Source organism: uncultured Comamonas sp. (genome assembly GCF_964277875.1).
GTDB lineage: Bacteria > Pseudomonadota > Gammaproteobacteria > Burkholderiales > Burkholderiaceae_C > Comamonas > Comamonas sediminis.
This window is the reverse complement of the sequence record NZ_CAXYJV010000030.1, coordinates 1-13148: the sequence shown is the minus strand read 5'-3', so window position 1 is coordinate 13148 and position 13148 is coordinate 1. Positions and strand designations below refer to the sequence as shown.

Below are 13148 nucleotides of genomic sequence, written 5' to 3'. Positions count from 1 at the left end.
TATGCCCACCATCACCTTTGTCAGCAACGACAACAAGACCGTCGAAGCCCCGGAAAACAGCAACCTGCTGCGCGTGTCGCTGCGCGAGAAAGGCGGCATCCCCTTCAAATGCGGCGGTGGCCTGTGCGGCACCTGCAAATGCCGCATTGACGAAGGCCTGGCCCACACCGATGCGATCAAGGCCAAGGAGCGCAAGCATTTCAGCGATGAAGAGTTTGCCCAGGGCCACCGCCTGGCCTGCCAGACCTTTGTCAACGGTGACATCAAGGTCAGCTGGGTGCCCCGGCCATGAGCGCATGGACGGCGATGGCCGAGCACCTCTCCTGGGGCCGCTACCTGGCCATGGGGCTGATGGTGCTCACCGGTGCCGCCATGCAGGGCGTCGGCGGCCTGGGCTATGCGATGTTCTGCGCGCCGCTGGCGGCGATCTTCTTCCCCGAGCTGGTGCCCGGCCCGCTGCTGGCCGTGGGAGCGCCGCTGGCCCTGCTGGCTTACCTGCGTGAGCGCGATGCCCTCAACCGCCAGGTCGCTGCCGCCACCTTGGTGGGCCGGGTCATCGGCACCTTTGCGGCCGCCGGGCTGCTGGTGCTGTTCAGCGCCCATGCGCTGTCGGTTCTGTTTGCGGTGCTGATCCTGGCCGCCGTCAGCCTCAGCACCCTGGGCTGGCGCGTGCAGCCCAGCACCACCAACCTGTCGATTGCCGGTGTGGCCAGCGGCATCATGGGCACCATCACCGCTGCGGGCGGCCCGCCGTTTGCGATTGCGATGCAGCACCTGGCGCCGGCGACGATGCGCTCCACCCTCGGTGTGGTCTTTTTTGCCGGCACCATCGTCTCGCTCACCGCGCTTGCCTGGGTGGGGCGCATGGGCAGCGGCCAATGGCTGCTCAGCCTGGTGCTGCTGCCCTGGATGCTGGGCGGCTTTCTGGCCTCCAACCGGCTGGCCCGCCATGTCTCCAAGGCCACCATCCGCCGCTGGCTGCTGGGCACCGCCGCCGTCAGCGCCTGCATCATCCTGCTGCGCGTCTGGCTCTGATTTCCACCCTCACCCACCACACACACCATGCTGCACATCACCGATGCCATGGTGGACACCCTGGTGTCCACCGACCAAGCCCTGCAGGCCATGCACCGCGCCTTTGCCGCCTTTGGCGCGGGCGAAGCAGCGATGCAGGCGCGCGAGCGCACCGATGCCGGGGGCGTCAAGCTCTCCACGCTGGGGGCCGTCATCCCCGCACAAGGCGTCACCGGCGCCAAGGTCTACACCACCATTGCCGGCCAGTTCAACTTTGTCATCCTGCTGTTCTCGACCGAGACTGGCGCGCCGCTGGCCACCCTCGATGCCAATGCCATCACACGCCTGCGCACCGCCGCGACCACGGTGCTGGTGGCCCAGCATCTGGCGCCTGCCAATGCGCGCCATCTGTTCCTGTGCGGCGCCGGCGTGCAAGGCCTGGCCCATGCGCAGCAGATGGTGCAGCACTTCGGGCTGCAGCGCATCGATGTGTTCGACCCCTATGCGCCCAGCGGCCTGGAAGCACGCCTGGCGCAGCTCACCGGTCTGCCCGAAGCGCAGATCCGCCGCGTGGCGCACACCCAGGGCGTCGGCGAGGCCGACATCATCGTCACCGCCTCGCGCGCCAAGGAGCCGCTGTTCAACGGGCAACATGTCGCTCCCCATGCGCTGGTCGCTGCGATTGGCTCCAGCCTGCCCCACACCCGCGAGCTTGACGATGCCCTGCTGGCGCGTGCACAGCTGATTGCCGTGGAATGGAAAAAACAGGCGACCAGCGAAGCGGGCGACCTGGTGCTGGCGGACCCAGGCTTGTCGCTGGCGGGCAAGCTGGTGGAGCTGGGCGATATCGTCAGCGGCCGCTATGCCGTCAGCGCGCAGCCGGGCATCCGGCTCTACAAGGCCGTGGGCGTGGGTTTGGAAGATATTGCGCTGGCGGGTGTGGCTTACCAGAACTACCTGGCCAGCCAATCGTAAACGCGGAACTCAGGGCTCGATGCCGGCCGCGTTGTAGATATGGCGCGCGGCCAGCAGGCCGGCCAGCTCCGGATCGCCCTTGATCACCGCGCGCAGGATGGCGGCATGCTCTTCCCAGTTCTGGGGCGCACGCGCCTGGCTGCGGGGCGCAAACAGCACTTCGGTGCGGTCACGCAGGGACAGCATCACCTCTTGCAGCACGGAGTTGGCGGCGATCTTGCCCAGCGCCAGGTGGAACTTCTGGTTCAGCACGGCCAGCACATCGGCATCGCCCGAATGGGCGTTCTTGGTGCCCTCGGCCAGCAAGGCCTCCAGCGCGGCAATCTGCTCGGGGTCATGGCGCTTGGCGGCCAGGCGCGCATTGAGCGCCTCCAGGGTGGCGCGCACCTCGACCAGCTCGCGCAGCAGGTCGCCATGGAACTTGGCCACCGAGGCACCACGCCGGGGCTCGATGATCACCAGGCCACTGGCAGCCAGCTGGCGCAGGGCCTCACGCACAGGCATGCGCGAGACCGAAAACTCCTCGGACAGACGCTCCTCCACCAGCCGCTCCCCCGAGGCGAGTTCGCCAGACATGATCTTCTCGCGCAAGGCCTCCACCAGCTGCTGGGTCAGCGGCGAGTGGTTCAGTGCAGGTTTTTTGTCTCCGTTGGCAATGGGCATGAAAGTCGGTCCGTTCGGTACGTTGCAAGCCCCGGGTTGCGGCATCGGCTGCAATGCGCCACCCAGGGTCGCACCCAGTTTACATGCCCGGCAAGGGTTTGCAGCGCCTTCGACGTGTCTTGTATACAGAAATCGGCGTTCAGCGCTGGGCGCGGCGGATCTCCGCCAGCGAGCGCGTGTCCTGCATCGCCTGCGCCCAGAGACGGCCCGGCTCCAGCTCAGCGAGGCGCTTGGCCTGCCAGCGCACAAAGGCATTTTCGATGGCCGAGAGCCAGCCCAGTGACGCGGGCAACAAGGCCTGGCGGGGCTCGCGCAGGTTCAGCAGATCGGTTTGCTGGGCAGCAATGGCTTGGGAAGCAGTGTTCTTCATCGGATAGCTCCTGGATGACCTAGTAATTACCCTAGTGTATCCAGTGTACAAATCCATGTCCTTGATCTGGGTTCATAACCATGCGCTATCCAAGCCTTTGATACGGCTTGCAAATACAGGCAAAAACAGCATTCCCCCAGCGCTGTGAACCTTGTCCATCCAAAGCCATCACCTCGAATTCCTTCAGAGGATTTTTCTTTTTTGTATACGAAAACTAACTTATTGGCTATTTAACCCGGGTTTATCGCATGCTGCGACGCAATATTTCTGGTATTCCCTGATGATTTTTTGATTCATTGTATTTAGTATACAAATTGGCTGTATCAACATACCAAGGAGTAGCCACGATGGATCCGTCAGTCTCTATAGGCCCCGCGCACTGGGCCTACCTCGCCGGGGTGCTGGTCATCATCTTGACCATGGCCTTCCGTGCCAATGTGGTGGTGCCATCGATACTGGCCACCGTCGTCGTGGCCTTCGCCTGGAGCGGCAGCTTCATCACCGGCATTGGAAGCATATTCAGTGCCAGCATGGTGGCCGCCAAGGAGTTGTTCAACATCTTTCTGATCATTGCGCTGATGACGGCCTTGCTCAATGCGCTCAAGGACCTGGGCTCGGACATCCGCATGGTCAAGCCCTTTCGCGCGGTGATGAAAAACGGCCATATGGCCTATTTCATCCTGGCGCTGGTCACCTACCTGATCTCGCTGTTCTTCTGGCCCACGCCCGCAGTGCCACTGGTGGCGGCCGTGCTGCTGCCGGCAGCGATTGCAGCGGGCCTGCCGCCCATCGCAGGGGCGATGGCCATCGCGATTGCCGGTCAGGGCATGGCGCTGTCGTCGGACTATGTGATTGGCGTGGCACCAGGCATCAGCGCCAAGGCCGCGGGCGGCATCAGCGCCGTGGCGGTGGGCGACAAGGCCTTGCTGCTGTCCTGGGTGGTCGGCATGATTGCGCTGTTCCTGTCGTACTTCAAGGTGCGCAAGCTCATCGTGCCCAGCGACAACGCCCTGCTGGAGCGCTGGGAGTTGAACCCCGCCGGCATCGACGCGCAGATTGAAGGTGCAGGCCCGTTCGACAAGGCCGAGATCGCCAAGGGCACCGCCCATGAGGGCGATCTGGGCACCAACTCCGAGCTGGAAGCCGAGCTGCGCAAGACCCAGCCGCTGGCCTCGGCCTCCAAGCTGTTTGCGGTGCTCACCCCACTGGCTTTTTTGCTGGTGATTCTGGTGATGGTCGCGCCCAAGTTCAGCACCGCCGTGCCCGAGCTCAAGGGCGGGGATGCTGCCATGCTGATCGGCGGCGTGGCAGCGCTGCTGATGATCTGGGCGACCACCGCCGCCCAGGGCTTTCGCAAGATGCTCGATGGCGCGGCAGACCATGTGACCGACGGCTTTGTGTTTGCGTTCAAGGCCATGGGCTCGGTGCTGCCGATTGCCGGTTTCTTCTTTATCGGCTCGGGCGAGACTGCCGGAGCCATCCTGGGCATGGCGCCGGGTACGCCAGCCCCCAGCCTGCTGTTTGAGCTGGTGCAAGCCGGCCAGCACCTGATTCCCGACAGCCAGCTGCTTGTGTCGTTTGGCGTCCTCATCATGGGCATGATCACCGGCATCGATGGCTCGGGCTTCTCCGGCCTGCCGCTGACCGGCACCATCGCCGGCGCGCTGGGCCCGGCCTCGGGCATGGATGTATCCGCGTTGGCGGCCTTGGGCCAGATGGGCTCCGTATGGACGGGTGGCGGCACCTTGATCGCCTGGTCCTCGCTGATTGCGGTCGCAGGCTTTGCCCGGGTGAATGTGCTGGAGCTGGCCCGGGCGCTGCTGATACCGGTGGTGCTGGGGCTACTGGCCGCCGTCTTCACCGCCGTCGCACTCTGGGGCGGTTGAGATGGCGCAGCTGCACCGCCAAGACCTGCCAGGCGCAGCCGGCGTGCTGGGCCGGGGCGCGATGCTGGCCACCGGCCACCCGCTGGCCGCAGCAGCCGCGCAGGCCCAGCTGCAGCAAGGCGGCTCGGCCGTCGATGCCGCCATTGCCGCCGATGCGGTGCTGGGCGTGGTCGAGCCCATGGCCACCGGCGTGGGCGGCGACCTGCTGGCCATGCTGGTGCCGCCGGGCCAGCCGCCGCTGGCCTACAACGGCACCGGGCGTGCGCCCCAAGCTCTGACGGCCGACTTGGTCGGGGCCCTGCCCCAACGCCGCGTCCCCGAGCGCCATCCGCTCTCCGTCACCACGCCCGGCGTGGTGCAAGGCTGGTGGGATCTGCACCAGCGCTTTGGCCAACGCCCGTGGGCGCAGCTGTTCGATGCGGCCGTGCAGGCCGCCAGCCAGGGCTTTGCGGTGGCCCCGGTCGCTGCACGTGAATGGGCGCTGTTCCAGCCGGTGATAGCCCGCGATGCAGCCAGCGCCGCGCTGTACCGTGCCGATGCCCCGCCCCGCGCAGGCGAGCACTTTGCCAACCCCGCGCTGGCCCGCTTGCTGCAGGCCATAGCCACCCAGGGGCCGCAGGCCTTTTATGCCGGCGCCATCCCCGCCGCCTGCGCCGCTGCGGTGCAGGCAGCCGGCGGCGTGTTGGCCGCTGCAGATTTCAGCGCCCACCAGGGCAACTTCTGCACGCCGGTGAGCACCTCGTTTCGCGGCGCCACCATCTACGAATGCCCCCCCAACACCCATGGCGTGGCCGTGCTCCATGCACTGGCCGCCATGCAGGACCAGGCCATCGATATGGCCAGCGCAGCCACCCAGGTCGCGCTGGTGCAGGCGATGGAGGCAGCGATGGCCCATGCCCAGCAGACCGTGGCCGACCCGGCCGGCAATACCGTCTGCACCACCGTGGTGGATGGCGACGGCCTGGCCATCAGCCTGATGAGCAGCGTGTTCAAGCGCTTTGGCTCGGGCATTGGTGTGGCCGAGGGCGGCTTTGTGCTGCAGAACCGGGGCCATGGTTTTTCGCAGCCCGGCCATATCAACGGACCGGCGCCGGGCAAACGCCCCTACCACACGGTGGTGCCTGGCGCTGCCACGCGCGATGGCCAATTCCTCGGCGTGTTTGGCGTGGTGGGCGGCGCGATGCAACCCCAAGGCCAGGTGCAGCTGCTGTGCCGCATGCTGGCCGGCGGCGAGGCGCCGCAGCCCGCCATGGACCAGCCGCGCTGGCGCCTGGAAGGCGGCCGCGTGCTGGCAGTGGAGGCAGGCATGCCGCCTGCGATCACCGCTGCGCTGCGGGCCCAGGGCTACCGCGAGCCGAGTGGCGAAGGCGAGCTGGGCGGGCGCAGCGACTTTGGTGGCGCGCAGTGCATCTGGCGCCTGGCCGATGGCCAGCTCTGCGGCGCATCCGACCACCGCAAGGACGGCCTGGCGCTGGCCGTCTGAGCCGCTTTAGCGCTGGGCCTTGGCGGGCGCCAGCGCCTCGTCGATCACCTCGATCCAGTGGCGCACCGGCACATCGGTGCCTGACTGCAGATGCGAGATGCAGCCGATATTGGCCGACAGAATCGCGGCAGGTGGTGCATCGCTGCAGGCCTGGTTCAGGGTGCCGATCTTGCGGTCGCGCAGCTGGTGCGCAATCTCGGGCTGCAGCAAGGAATAGGTGCCGGCCGAGCCGCAGCACAGATGCGATTCCACCCGCGAGACGCGGATGTCAAAACCCAGGCGGCGCAGGCTGGTCTCCACCCCGCCGCGCAGCTTCTGGCCATGCTGCAAGGTGCAGGGCGGGTGGTAGGCCAGCGGCGCCTCGGGCAGGTTCAGCTGGCCCTGCAGGCGCTGCTCCAGCTCGGGCAGCATGTCGGGCAGCAGCTCGCATAAATCACGCGCCAGCGCGCCAATCTCTGCGGCCCGCGCCGCATAGGCCGGGTCATGGCGCAGCAGGTGGCCGTAGTCCTTCACCATCACGCCGCAGCCCGAGGCCGTGGTCACAATCGCCTCGACCTGTTGGCTCTCCACATGGGGCCACCAGGCATCGATATTGGCGCGCGCCTGGGCCAGCGCGCCCTGCGGGTCGCTCAGGTGCTGCTGCACTGCGCCGCAGCAGGCGGCGGCTGGCGTCACCAAGGTCTGGATGCCCACGGCATCGAGCACCCGCGCAGCGGCCGCATTGATATTGGGCAGCATCACCGGCTGCACACAGCCGGCCAGCATCAGCACCTTGCGCGCATGGCTGCGTGTGGGCCACTTGCCGGCACGCGGTACGCGCGCCAGCTTGGCCTTGAGCGCCGCCGGCAGCACCGGGCGGGCCAGCCGCCCCAGCGCCAGCGCCGGTCCAAAGGCCTTGGACACCATGCCCTTGCGCAGCGCCCAGCGCTGCAGGCGCTCGGCCGCCGGGCGCTCCACCTTCTGGTCGACGATGTGGCGGCCAATGTCGAGCAGCTTGCCGTACTGCACGCCGCTGGGGCAGGTCGATTCGCAGTTGCGGCAGGTCAGGCAGCGGTCCAGGTGGGTCTGGGTCTTGCGGGTGGGCTCCTGCCCTTCGAGCACCTGCTTGATCAGGTAGATGCGGCCGCGCGGGCCGTCGAGCTCATCGCCCAGCAGCTGGTAGGTGGGGCAGGTGGCGGTGCAAAAGCCGCAATGCACGCACTTGCGCAGAATGGCCTCGGCCTCCTGGCCTTCGGGGGTGTCTTTGAATTCGGGGGCTAATTGGGTTTGCATGGTGCAGGGGTGCCTCGATTAGCTGAGCTCAGCTTAGCTCAACGCCCAGTCGCCCAGGCGGCCGGGATTGAAGATGCCATGGGGGTCGAACGCCTGCTTGAGCCGCTGCTGCACCTGGCGCAGCGCGGGCGAGGCGGGCGTAAAACCAAAATCATCGGATGCGGCCAGGCCCACCTGGGGGCCGGGCCGGAAACACACGGCGCTGCCGCCCACACTGGCGGCCAGCGCCTGCAAGGCCTGGGCATGCTGCATGGGGGCCTGCACCCAGCGCAGTGCGCCGCCCCATTCCATCAGCGGCTGCAGGCCTGCTTCGGTGCAGGGCAGCACCGGCGTGGTGGCCGGCAGCGACAGGCGCCACAGCGCATGGCTCGGGTCCATGTCGCTGAACCAGGGCAGTTGCTGCTCGCGGCAGGCCAGCCAGGCGGCATCGGCCTGGCCGTGGTCCAGCATCGTGCCACCCATGCCATCAAGTGCCGACTGCACCGCCGCCACCGCACCGCGCAGCCGCACCAGCAGATGGCCTTGCTCGCCCTCGCCGGATTGCTGCCACAGGCTGGCATTGATGGGCAGCGGCTTGGCGCGCCAGGCCGAGAGTTTGTCCAGCGCCTGCTGCGCCGTGCATTCGTAGTACAGGGTGGCCTGCGCGCGCTGCATCGGCAGCACCTTGAGGCTGATGTCGGTCAGCAGGCCCAGGGTGCCCCAGGCACCGGCCATCAGGCGCGACACGTCATAGCCCGCGACGTTCTTCATCACCTGGCCGCCAAAGCGCAGCAGCTCGCCCTGCCCATTGATCAGCTCCAGGCCCAGGATGTAGTCACGCACGGCGCCGACTGCTGCCCGCGAGGGGCCGGACAGGCCCGCCGCCACCATGCCGCCGACCGTGGCGCCGGGGCCAAAATGCGGCGGGTCAAAAGCCAGGCACTGGCCGCATTCGGCCAAGGCCTGCTCCAGCGCCGCCAGCGTTGTGCCGGCCCGCACGGTCACGACCAGCTCACTGGGCTCGTAGCTGATGATGCCGCTATAGCTGCGGGTATCGAACACCTCGCCGCCCAGGCGTGCACCATAAAAATCCTTGCTGCCACCGCCCCGGATGCGCAGCGGCGTCTTGTGGGCATGGGCGGATCGAACGCGCTCCTGCCAGTCGAGCACGGTGGGGGGAAGAGAGGTAGCCACAGCTTGGTCCATGGCGCCATGGTAGCGACAGTTGCGCCCGGCGTACGGTGCTCAAGTTAGATGGGGGACTGAGGGCGGTTGATGGGGCCTGTTTGACTCAGATTTCACAGTTTTTACATCAAAACCATTATCATTATTTATCACTCACAAAAGAAGTAGAGGGTGTAATAATAAAATTATGCAGGCACATTCCATTTGTGCTGCCTTGACAGCTCCAAATATCTTTTATAAGATGGCGCAATGTAATCTATCATATTAAAAAATATCAAAAATAATAGAAACACAAAATAACTCTTCAAGGGGTTATCAGCATCAAATTGATAGAAATATGAAATCCTCCCCAAGGAGTAATATAAAATACAATAATAAAATACACAACCAAGGTAAAAAGACAATCTGCTATGGATCCCAAAAATTTGGTGATAGTTGATTAGAAATAATCTACGAGAGAATACACACACCCAAAAAATTATGAAATACAATCCATTAGCAATATCTTTATATAATCCCTCAGGAATATTTGAGTAAAGTTTTACTTTGAGATAAATTAATAGAAGCATTGCAGAATGTGAAACAAATACTCTGAATAATTGGAAAAATAGATTTATTAACAAGTGCATGTCAGTTTATAAGCTACTGCTTTTCCAAGAGATCCTATGCCTAATCCTGAATACCAGCCGACAGCGGTGGCGCCTGTAGTCATTCCCGTTGTAAACACTGTTTTGCCCGCTAAATGTTTCCAGCTTGTCCTGATGGGCATCAGGCCTGACGCGAGTGGTCGCCCCTCTTGAAAAATTAGAAATGCCGACTGTAGAATGGTAGAACCTCCATAGCTACGGGCTGCGGCGCCCCCTAGCGCCAGTGCCAGCGGTGTTTTTGCGTTGGTTAGAATGTCGGGGATCACTGGTATGACGCCATCAACTAATTCGTTTGCAATGTTATTTGTTTGCCGCGCATTATTCCAAGCATTCTTGAATACTCCATCTTCACAGTTCATCCCTGCCGAGAATAGCTCTCCATCTATCGTTTGATTCCATAAGTACCCCAAAAAACTATCTTCGTTTGCGCGTGGCAGCGATGGAAGATCAAATAGACCCAAAGGGTCTAAAGTTAATAGTGGATTATTGTTTGCGTAGCTATACTTAAGAAACCCACCACTCAGACCAATTAAATCTTGACTAACATATTTTCCTGTAAGATTATCAATATATCTACACCTGTTGTAATCGATACTGGTTATTTCGTTATGATGCTGCCCCGGCAGCCGAATCGGCTGGTACAAATCCCCCGGGTTATGCTCCGCTCGCACATTCCCCCAAGCGTCTAATTGCACGGCCCAATCCAGCCTGCTGTCCTCGCGAATCAACGCATTGGGCGTTCCCAGGTGGTCGCAGAGGTAGTGGCGGATTTCCACTTTTTCTGCAGCTGCTTTGCGTTGGTCGCTCAACGTTTGCTCGTACTCCTGCAGCTGCTCACGCATAAACATCTGCACATCCTTGGACATGGACTTAAAGGCGATGTTCTGGGGCAGCGTGGCGCTGAACTCTTTGATATCTGCCAAGGCTTTGCGCAAGGCGTCTTGCACTACGCCTGGCGAGGTGTTGGCGAGCAATTGTTCGCCCAGATCGGGCGCTGCTTTGCTGGCTCTGCGCAGCTGGATCAGCGGGGTAAACGATCCTGGCTCATAGATGGTGTGGATGACTTCGGGTTGCGCTGCGCCATCGTCGTCTTTGGCGTTGGCGCTGTTAAAGCGCTCGGTGTGGATCAGGCGGTCGCCATCCCAGCCAAAGTAATCTGTTTCCTTCCCTTCGCCGGTATTGCTCGGTGCGTTGTACTTTGCTAAGCGCCGCCCAAACGCGTCGTATCGGTAGCTTTGGGTGTGGCGCTGGCCAGCTTCATCAACGACTACCTGCACCAGCTGGTTGCCACTGTCATACGCCAGCTCCAGCTTGCGCCCCGTGGCCTCGTCCAGGCTTTGAGTGCGATTGCCCCGGCTGTCATATTGGTAGTGGATCTTTGCCCCTTGGCTGCTCGCGTCTTCCTGGTTCTCGTAATAGGCCACGCGGTTGCCAGCCCAGCGTTTGCTGGTGTGCAGCGGTTGGTTGCTGCTGGGGTCTGGGTCCGCTTGGAGCGGGTTGAAGTCGCTGCGCAGTAGCTGCTCTTTGGTGATGGGGTTGGCTTGGACTGCGGCGCGTTGCTGGGCGCGCAGGCGGTCAGTTTCGTTGAGGTGGCCGGTGATGGCGTCTGGGGTGGCGGGCTTTGTGTCGGGACCGGCGATGGGCAGCCGATTGCCTGCAGGGTCAAACTGCCAGCGCTGTGAGCCAGCATGCGGCGTGTGCGCGCCTGTCAGGCGCCCCGCTGCGTCGTAGGCAAAGCGGCTGATGCCGGCATGGCTGCGCATACCGACCATCTGGCCCAGGCTGTCGTAGTAGTACTGGCGGGCGGTCATGGCGCCCAGCAGCGTTGGTGGCACGCGGTTGGGGGCTTGCCCGCCGGGCGTGGCAAGCATGTCATCCAGCGCGCTACCCTGCTCCAAACCCATCCACTGCATCGTTTCCATGCGCCCGCCAGCATCCCAGCTGAGCTTGCGGTAGAGCGGCTTGGCGGTGTTTTCGCCAGGGGTTTGGCTATTGATGTCGGTGAGGACTTGGCGGTGGACTTCTCGGTGCAGCGCGTCGCGCTCAAAGTTCACCAGGCTCTCGCCTTGCCAGGTGATGTCGTGCACGTGGCCTGCGCCGTAGAGCAGGTAGCCGACGTTGCCCAGGCCTTGGAGCTGGCTGCCTTGGCGGTGGCCCAGGGCGTCTAGTTGGTGGCTGATGCGGTGTTCGAACTCGATCTCGGGGGTAAAGAACCGGTCTTGCAGGTCATCCTGGCTGGGGGTTTTGTAGAGGCGCTGGACTTCGCCGATGACTCTGCCGGCTGCATCGCGCTCGATGATGGCTTGGCTTTGCAGGATGCCTTCTTGTCCCTGGCTTGGCAGGCGGTTGGGGCGTTCAGCTTCTCCTTCGCTGAGATGCCACACGCTCGCTTGCAGCAACTCACCGACTTTGCCCCATTCGTAACGCTGTGTGGAAGCTGGCAGCAGGTCGGTTGCTGGTAGATGGCGGGCGGCGAGCTGACCAGTGACGGTCCATTCATAGTGACTGGTGTGCGCTGGCAGGCCTTGCTCTGCAGCCCAGCCGTCACTGGATTGAACAAGCTGGCCAGCCGCGTCGTATTGGTAGCTTTGCACCCGGGCATCAAACCCGGTTTCTTGGGCCAGCCGGTCCATCACATCCCAAGCAAAGCGGGTGTGTTCGCCGTTCTCGTTGGTGAGCTGGGTCAGGCGCCCTGCCGTGTCGTAGGCAAAGCCTAAATGCTGGCCCGCGTGGCTGCGCTGTACAAGGCGCCCCCAGAGGTCATAGGCCATGCGCACGCTGGGTGCGGTGGTGCTGACAGGAATGCGGCTCTTGCTGGGACTGTTGAGTTCACGATCATCGCGGCGCCCGGCCTTCACTTCGACTACCTGCCCCCGGGCATCGTAGGTGTAGTGCTCGGTGCTTCCATCGGGGTAGTAAACCCCGCGCAGCTGGTCCTGCTCGTTGTATTCGTAGGCCACCCGCTCACCCAGTGCGTTACGCACCGCCGTGGTCTGGCCCCAGCGGTTGTATTCGTAGTGGGTGCTTTGGCCCGAGCAGTCGGTGTAGCTGGCGGTCTGCCCGGTGGGGGTGTAGCTGATATGTTTGTCGCGGCCATTGGCATCGGTGATGCGGAGGGGCTTGTCAGCGTTGGCGCGCAGGCCCAGGTCTCCTGGATTGAGCGTGATGTTGGGATAGTGGTATTGCTCGCTGCTGCCATCCGGCAGGGTCACCCGCGTCAGGCGGTGGTGATAGTCGTACTCGTAGTGCGTGGTGCGGCCAGCGGCATCGGTACTGCTTTGCAGCAGGCTAGTCGTGTCGTCAAATCGCTGGCTGCTGCGCGATCCGTCTGGGCCTTGGGTTGCCAGCAGCTGGCCCATGGGGCTGACGGCCATGTATACAGTTCGGCCTAGCGGGTCGGTGACTTCGCTCAGGTGCCCGTACTGGTTGTATTTGCGTTTGATCGTGCTGCCATCAGCGCGGGTGTGTTCTACAAGGCGCTGCAGCCCTGCCTCGCCTTGGAAGATGTATTTGTCGACCCGGCCCAGGTTGTCCGTAACGACACATGCTCGCTTCGGCTGGCCATCCACTTCGGGCAGCTCTTGGTAGTCAAACTTGTAGTCCAGGCCTTCCTGGTTGCGCTGCTCGATGGCTTGGCCGCCTGGCTCATAGCGGTCATAGGCATAGTGGTGCTC

10 protein-coding genes are annotated in these 13148 nt (G+C 63.3%); 5 read left to right on the top strand and 5 right to left on the bottom strand.

Annotated elements, in window-relative coordinates; genetic code table 11:
• Position 1 precedes the first annotated feature (1 nt).
• From ACHWUQ_RS10945 to ACHWUQ_RS10935, 3 genes are read left to right on the top strand one after another with little or no spacing between them, the layout of a single operon-like run.
• Positions 2–292: a 2Fe-2S iron-sulfur cluster binding domain-containing protein gene (locus ACHWUQ_RS10945; protein ID WP_312414028.1), complete on the top strand. Its 291-nt coding sequence runs from the start codon at positions 2–4 to the stop codon at positions 290–292.
• The gene (locus ACHWUQ_RS10940) at positions 289–1035 is read left to right on the top strand and encodes a TSUP family transporter (RefSeq protein WP_394681139.1); all 747 of its coding nucleotides are present in this window, start codon (positions 289–291) and stop codon (positions 1033–1035) included. The genes ACHWUQ_RS10945 and ACHWUQ_RS10940 overlap by 4 nt, the downstream gene beginning before the upstream one ends.
• 27 nt (positions 1036–1062) lie before the next feature.
• Positions 1063–1989 carry an ornithine cyclodeaminase family protein gene (locus ACHWUQ_RS10935; RefSeq protein WP_394681138.1) on the top strand — a complete coding sequence of 309 codons (927 nt, stop codon included), beginning with the start codon at positions 1063–1065 and terminating at the stop codon, positions 1987–1989.
• 9 nt (positions 1990–1998) lie between these two features.
• On the opposite strand, the gene ACHWUQ_RS10930 is transcribed toward ACHWUQ_RS10935, so the two are convergent.
• Positions 1999–2652: a GntR family transcriptional regulator gene (locus ACHWUQ_RS10930; protein WP_239810207.1), complete on the bottom strand. Its 654-nt coding sequence runs from the start codon at positions 2650–2652 to the stop codon at positions 1999–2001.
• Between the two features lie 139 nt (positions 2653–2791).
• The gene (locus ACHWUQ_RS10925) at positions 2792–3022 is read right to left on the bottom strand and encodes a hypothetical protein (RefSeq protein ID WP_312836054.1); all 231 of its coding nucleotides are present in this window, start codon (positions 3020–3022) and stop codon (positions 2792–2794) included.
• Positions 3023–3369: 347 nt separating this feature from the next.
• Here ACHWUQ_RS10925 and ACHWUQ_RS10920 point away from each other — a divergent pair, with 347 nt between their 5' ends.
• Both ACHWUQ_RS10920 and ACHWUQ_RS10915 read left to right on the top strand, forming a co-directional pair.
• Positions 3370–4908 (top strand): hypothetical protein, encoded by a 1539-nt coding sequence (locus tag ACHWUQ_RS10920; protein ID WP_394681137.1) that lies wholly within the window; start codon positions 3370–3372, stop codon positions 4906–4908.
• Between the two features lies 1 nt (position 4909).
• Positions 4910–6391 carry a gamma-glutamyltransferase family protein gene (locus ACHWUQ_RS10915; protein ID WP_394681136.1) on the top strand — a complete coding sequence of 494 codons (1482 nt, stop codon included), beginning with the start codon at positions 4910–4912 and terminating at the stop codon, positions 6389–6391.
• Positions 6392–6397: 6 nt separating this feature from the next.
• Here ACHWUQ_RS10915 and glcF read toward each other — a convergent pair whose 3' ends face one another.
• From glcF to ACHWUQ_RS10900, 3 genes are all read right to left on the bottom strand, one after another.
• Positions 6398–7663 carry a glycolate oxidase subunit GlcF gene (glcF, locus tag ACHWUQ_RS10910; protein ID WP_394681135.1) on the bottom strand — a complete coding sequence of 422 codons (1266 nt, stop codon included), beginning with the start codon at positions 7661–7663 and terminating at the stop codon, positions 6398–6400.
• 33 nt (positions 7664–7696) lie between these two features.
• Positions 7697–8848: a glycolate oxidase subunit GlcE gene (gene glcE, locus ACHWUQ_RS10905; RefSeq protein ID WP_394681134.1), complete on the bottom strand. Its 1152-nt coding sequence runs from the start codon at positions 8846–8848 to the stop codon at positions 7697–7699.
• A gap of 595 nt (positions 8849–9443) precedes the next feature.
• A partial coding sequence (locus tag ACHWUQ_RS10900) for an RHS repeat-associated core domain-containing protein (RefSeq protein ID WP_394681133.1) occupies positions 9444–13148 on the bottom strand: 3705 nt, incomplete at its 5' end.